This window comes from Streptomyces sp. NPDC060064, assembly GCF_042736455.1.
Taxonomy (GTDB): Bacteria; Actinomycetota; Actinomycetes; order Streptomycetales; family Streptomycetaceae; genus Streptomyces.
Window position 1 is genome coordinate 1 of sequence record NZ_JBHWWF010000095.1, and the last position, 5,149, is coordinate 5,149.

The 5,149-nt window shown below is 67.3% G+C and carries 5 protein-coding genes and 1 pseudogene; 2 read left to right on the forward strand and 4 right to left on the reverse strand.

What is annotated here, in order from left to right; genetic code table 11:
• The first annotated feature begins 406 nt into the window (after positions 1-406).
• On the forward strand, positions 407-1,807 hold the full coding sequence (locus ACFWDI_RS40755; RefSeq protein WP_385312131.1) for a beta-propeller fold lactonase family protein: 1,401 nt from the start codon (positions 407-409) through the stop codon (positions 1,805-1,807).
• A 37-nt stretch (positions 1,808-1,844) separates the two neighbouring features.
• The gene (locus ACFWDI_RS40760; RefSeq protein ID WP_385312134.1) at positions 1,845-2,801 is read left to right on the forward strand and encodes a peptidase; all 957 of its coding nucleotides are present in this window, start codon (positions 1,845-1,847) and stop codon (positions 2,799-2,801) included.
• Between the two features lie 293 nt (positions 2,802-3,094).
• On the opposite strand, the gene ACFWDI_RS40765 is transcribed toward ACFWDI_RS40760, so the two are convergent.
• From ACFWDI_RS40765 to ACFWDI_RS40780, 4 genes and pseudogenes are all read right to left on the reverse strand, one after another.
• Positions 3,095-3,667, reverse strand: coding sequence for a hypothetical protein (locus ACFWDI_RS40765; RefSeq protein WP_385312140.1), 573 nt, complete (start codon positions 3,665-3,667; stop codon positions 3,095-3,097).
• A gap of 16 nt (positions 3,668-3,683) precedes the next feature.
• Complete coding sequence (locus tag ACFWDI_RS40770) at positions 3,684-4,358, reverse strand: transposase (RefSeq protein WP_385312136.1); 675 nt, start codon at positions 4,356-4,358, stop codon at positions 3,684-3,686.
• On the reverse strand, positions 4,342-4,869 hold the full coding sequence (locus tag ACFWDI_RS40775) for a transposase (RefSeq protein WP_385312138.1): 528 nt from the start codon (positions 4,867-4,869) through the stop codon (positions 4,342-4,344). Before ACFWDI_RS40775 ends, ACFWDI_RS40770 begins: the two co-directional genes overlap by 17 nt.
• Positions 4,866-5,149 (reverse strand): annotated as a pseudogene (locus ACFWDI_RS40780) (helix-turn-helix domain-containing protein); the annotation flags it as partial. The pseudogene ACFWDI_RS40780 and the gene ACFWDI_RS40775, both read right to left, overlap by 4 nt.

The following is a 5,149-nucleotide window of genomic DNA, read 5'->3' on the forward strand; positions in this document are numbered from 1 at the left end:
CCTGCACAACCTTGCCCTCGCCGGATAGCCGAGCGGCCGCGCAACGACCGACCGTATCTCCACCAAGTCGAAGATCATTACGGGACAACCCTTAGCTGTTCGGCTTCAGGGCCTCGGGAAACGCGCGCATCCATTTGCCATATAGGCAGAAGAAAGGGGACACGAAACGGACTAAACGAACTAATGCGAGTATAGCGGCATCGCTTTCATATAGTGATCTCCAAGTCACCGTAGGTGATCTCGGCGCCGGCGTGTGCGGGGCGTCATCATCGTGAACGTGGAGGTCCTCGTGTTCGGACAACGGGCTCATCAGCCAGAAGTGGCTGATCGCCTCGCAGGGTGGCCTGGAAGACGGAACCGACCCCGCTTGCGGTGGGCCCGCAAGCGGGCAGCCGCCTTGGGATTGGTGGCAGCGGCTTCGGTCGTCCTGCCCATGATCACCGCGCCTCCCGCAGCCGCGACTCCCTCGGACTTCCTCTACGTGGCCAACACCGCCGACGACACGGTCTCGGTGATCAACACCACCAATGACACCGTGAGCGGCACGCCCATCACCGTCGGCAACGGTCCCACAGCGGTGGCCATCGTCCCGAACGGCACCAAGGCGTATGTGACCAACTCCCTCGCCGACACCGTCTCGGTGATCGACACCTCCGACAACAGCGTGAGTTCCACCATTACTGTCGGCGACGGACCGCAGGGGATCGCCGTCACCCCCGACGGCACCAAGGCCTACGTCACCAACGCCACCGCCGGCACCGTCTCGGTGATCGACACCGCCACTGACGCCGTCACCGGTACCGCCATCACTGTCGGAACAACCCCTCACGAGGTGGCCGTCACCCCCAACGGAGACTTCGCCTACGTCACCAACAACGGCTCCGACAATGTGTCCGTGATCGACACCGCCACTGACACCGTCTCAGACACCGTCGCCGTGGGTGACGGTCCCGAAGGCGTGGCCATCACCCCCAACGGCGCCAAGGCCTACGTCGCCAACGAAACCGCCGGCACCGTCTCGGTGATCACCACCGCCGACAACACCGTCGGCACCCCCATCACCGTCGGTACAGGTCCAGTGGGGGTGGCCGTCAGGTCCAACGGATCCAAGGCCTACGTCACCAACAACGGCTCCGACAGCGTGTCCGTGATCAACACCACCACCGACGCCGTCAGCTCCACCATCACCACCAACATCGGTGACGGCCCCACCGGAGTGGCCTTCGCCGCAGACGGCGCCAAGGCCTACGTCACAAACGCCACCAGCGGCAACGTATCGGTGATCGACACTACTACCGACACGGCCAGCGCCACCCTCCTCACCGTCGGCGGCGGTGCATCAGGAGCTGCCGCCTCTCCGAGTCAGGGGGACACGGTGGTCACGTTCGAGGTCACCCCCACCGACGGCCTGACCATCACCGTTCCTGATACAGCCGCATTGAGCGCGGCTGCTCCGGGCGGTACCGCCAGCGGCCAGCTCGGCAACGTCACGGTGGACGACCAGCGTTCGCTGGCCGATGCCAGCTGGGTGGCCACCGTCTCGCTGACCACTGACTTCACCACTCCTGGCGGCAGCCCCATCTCCGGCGACGCCGTCACCTACACACCCGGAGCTCCCGTTGCTCAGGTCAACGGGCCGTTCACCGCAGGCACGGCCGGAACCCTCGCCGCCCCCCGGACCGCCTACAGCAAGCCGAGCGGTTCCGGTAACAACACCGTCACATGGAACCCGACCCTGGACGTCGCCGTGCCCGACGACGCAGTCGCCGGCACTTACACCGGGACGGTGACCCATTCTGTGGCTTGACAAGCCATCTCGCCGGGTCGTCACCCTGATCGCCGCTGTGGCCCTCGCCGCAGCGGCGGTCGGCATGAGTGGGCTCGCGCCGGTCGGCGTCCCGTCAGCGGCGGCCGCGGAGGCGGAGGCGGAGCCGGAATTCTTCGGAATCCGGCTCCTCGAAGTCCCCGTGGCCCGGCGCACCGACCCGCGCGCACGTACCTACATCGTTGACCACCTCAATCCGGGCGTCACCATCCAACGGCGGATCGAGATCTCCAACAAGTCGTCAGTCCCACGTCGTATCGAGCTGTATGCGGCCGCGGCCTCGATCGCGAACAACGGATTCACTTTCGCCCCGAAGCGCACGGCCAACGAACTGACTCAGTGGACAAGAGCCAAACCCGGCATGGTGAACCTGCGCCCGCACTCGGTAGCCGAGGCCGAGATCACGATCAATGTGCCAAGGACTGCGCAAGCCGGAGAGCGATACGCCGTCGTGTGGGCCGAAAACAGCGCGGCAGCGGATGCCACCCACAACGTCGCCAGCATCCACCGCGTGGGAGTGCGGATCTACTTGGACGTCGGGCCCGGCGGAGAGCCCGTCTCCGACTTCAAGATCGAGAAGATGAAGGGCGCACGGGACAAGAAGGGCCGCCCCAGCGTCACCGCCGCCGTGCGAAACCTCGGCAGACGAGCAGTGGACCTGAGCGGGACACTCGACCTACGCGATGGCCCTGGCGGAATCAGCGCAGGCCCGTTCCGGGTACCCACCGGCACCACACTTCCCCCTCACGGAACGGGAACCGTCACGGTCCCTCTTCAGACACGACTCCCCGACGGCCCCTGGCAAGCCAAGATGAGGCTGCGCAGCGGCACAGTCGAACGAAACGCCACAGCAACCGTGACACTCTCCAAGAAGGTCAAATCTCGCACACTCCTCTACATCGGAATCGGAGCCGCTGCCCTGGCCGTCACCGGAATCGTCCTGGTGGGCCTGCGACGCCGTCGGCGAACCCGCTAGGGGCGTTGCTAGCGGTGGTTTGTTAGGCCGGGAGGTAGAGGTTAAGAGGTCTGCCGGTGCCGACAGCGTTGATCAGGGCTTGGAGCTCGGTGGGTGGGGGCTTGGCTGTCCAGGCTTGCCAGTAGCGTTGCAGCGTGGCCCAGGGCGGCAGCCAGCCACGGACGGCCCGGAGGGCTTGGGGCCAGCAGGCCTGCTGGGTCTGGTGGGGCGGCACAATGCCCCCTCTCTGGCCGGCTGGGCACCGTCTCCTCCTCATCCATGGCAGGTGGGGGCGGGGCGAACCAGGTGTCCCATCAGGAGCTGAACGCGCAGGTGACGAGGGTCTGGTGGCGGGGGATGGCGGTGTCGGAGCGGACCTGGAAGTCGGCCCAGCCGAGTTCGTCCTTGACCTGTTTGTAGCTCTGCTCGATCCAGTGCCGGATGCCGTAGATCCGCACAATTTCGGCCAGGTCGGCTGCCGGGTACGGACTGTCCGCCTCCCGTGGTCCGCCGGGCCGGGGCAGGTCGGTGGCCAGGTACCAGGTGGACTGCGCGGGCAGGGTGGCAGGGTCGGTGGTGGCCACCACCAGGCGGGTGGTTCCATCGGGTCCCCACCAGCCCAGCTGTGCGTCGGCGGCCCACCACGTGGCGGTGTGCCTGTCACGGAAGGTGCGGGTGACCGCGGTCCAGTCGCCGGGGCGGTCCGGTCCGTGCCAGGCCAGGTCGCGGGCGGCATCCACGGGCGTGTACGCCCCCTCGCCGTATGACCAGGCGCCCCGGCGGGGCTTGAGTGCCATCACGAACGGCAGTCCTGCGGCCGCGAGTTCGCCGCGGAAGGCGTCCTGGTCGCCGTAGGCGCAGTCGGCGGCGACCGCCCGCAAGGGCACCCCCGCCCGAAGGGCATCACGGGCCAGAGCGGCCCCGATCTGCAGTTTCGTGCGGAAGCCGGCGTCGTTCTTCCCTTTCGGGAAGTGGTGAGCGGGGGTGTAGGGGACGGCGTGCAGCGGGTAGTAGACGCGCTCGTCGGCCCAGCAGGTCGTCACCGTGACAACGCCGCGGTCGATCTTCCCGACCGAGCCCAGGTACTGCTTGCCCACGTGGGCGGTGGCAGTGCCGTCCTTGCGGTCTCCGGAATCGTCGATCGATCACCAGCACCCCGCCCGCGTGCGGGGCCGTGGCCGGATCCGCCAGCAGCAGTTCCACACGCCGGGCGTTGACCTTCTCCAGGTCCCACGTCGACTCGGACAGGAAGAACTGCAGCCGCTGCACCGCCGCATGCTGGGCACCGACCACAGGCTCGGTCCCGGCCAGGCAGGTCAGCGTCTTGTTACGGTCCCGCGGCAGGAGTAACCCGGCGAGATACTCGCGGAACCCCCGGCGCTGTGCCAGCGTGGAGAAGAGGTCATCGAAACGCGCGGCATAGGCTTCCAGCGGGCCCGGAGCGGGCGGACACGGCACACGCTTGGTCATCACAGCCCCCGAATAGTGAGCAAAACTCCCACTGTCCGGCCTACTACCGCCCCAACCCGCCGTCAACAAACCACCGCTAGTGCTGGATTCCTCATTGGATGTACACATATCGGCGTCGTAGTTGGCGGGTGGGCGGGGCTGGCCGGCCCCAGATCCAGGGTCTGGCGCGGGCGTTGAGCTGCTGTGTGGCCAGGGCTGTGGCCTGGGTGATGTCGTCAGGGTTGGCGAAGGACCGGCCGGCCAGGGCGGTCTTGCGGAAGATCCGCCACCAGCCTTCCTGCAGGTTCAGCCAGCAGGCTCCGACCGGGATGAACGCGTGGCGGATCCGGGGGTGATCCTCCAGCCATGTCCGGGTGGACAGGCTGTTGTGGGAGGACAGGTTGTCGGTGACGATCCAGATTTCGCCGGTCGGGTTGGCGTCCTCGACCAGTTGCAGGAACTGCTGGTAGAAGACGCTGTTGCGGGAAGAAGCGGCCATGGTGATTTGCTGGCCGTCCCGGACGCGTAGGGCCCCGTAGACCCAGGTCTTCTCCGGTCCGCGGCTGTAGTCGATCTCGGACTTGATGCGGTGTCCGTCCGGTGACCATCCCGGTGCGGGAGCGAAAGTGCGCGGGATCACTGGCCCCAACTCGTCGGCGCAGACGACCGTCGCACCGGCGGGCGGCTGGGTGTAGAGGCCGATGATCCGTGTCCTTTTCCCGCGAAGTCCGGGTCCTTCGAGCGGGTCCAGGAGCGGGTGCGGCGCCAGCGCACACCCTCGGCGATCAGGATCCTGCGGACCTGGGAGCGGCCGACCTCGATGCCCAGCTGCCGGGCCCGGGCGGCCAGAGAGTCCAGCGTCCACTCGGCCGGCCCTGACTCGTCGGCCGCCCACAGATCCCCGCCGGGCTGCACCTCAA